The 523-nt window shown below is 59.1% G+C and carries 1 protein-coding gene; it reads right to left on the bottom strand.

Features of this window, described 5'->3' with window-relative positions:
- A partial coding sequence (locus tag EAE93_RS24065) for a PAAR domain-containing protein (RefSeq protein ID WP_332009647.1) occupies positions 1-485 on the bottom strand: 485 nt, incomplete at its 3' end.
- Between the last annotated feature and the right edge of the window lie 38 nt (positions 486-523).

Here is a 523-nt window from a genome sequence, read left to right as displayed (position 1 = left end):
TCGGTCCGCTGGTCAAACAGCTGGCCGGTGGTGACGTCAATCGGGTCGCCGGTAAAGAATTTTTTCGTCGCTTCCCGGTAACGTTTCACCCCCTGAGTTTCTTTGAAGGCGGTTTTGGCACAGCAGAGGGTTTTCCCCGTGATTATCTTCGCGGCATGCCTGACGCCGGCAATCGCCCCGCTGACGACCTTTTTACCGGCCTGTCGGGTAAACAGCTTACCCAGCCCTTTAAGGGCGCCTCGTGACGGCGGCGCCAGAAATTCAACCGCCATCAGTATCGCCCGTTCCCAGGCGGAGAACTCTTCGGCGACAGCCAGGTAAGTTCCCTGACCGGAGCCGATAAACACCGTTTTAGCCCCGGATTTTATGGTGGCGCCACACGCCAGTTTGTCATCCACCCGGGCTGCCGGAGAACCGTTAATAAACACGGTTTCACTGCCCTGGGCAATCAGGGGCGGCGCCGGGTGTTGACTACAGGCGGCGATATCGGTGGTGGCTCTGGCCGCCGGTTTGCCTTCGATAA

The sequence above is a fragment of the Photorhabdus akhurstii genome (genome assembly GCF_018448925.1).
GTDB lineage: Bacteria > Pseudomonadota > Gammaproteobacteria > Enterobacterales > Enterobacteriaceae > Photorhabdus > Photorhabdus akhurstii.
Note: the sequence above shows the minus strand (reverse complement) of the source record. Positions and strands in the feature narration are given on the sequence as shown.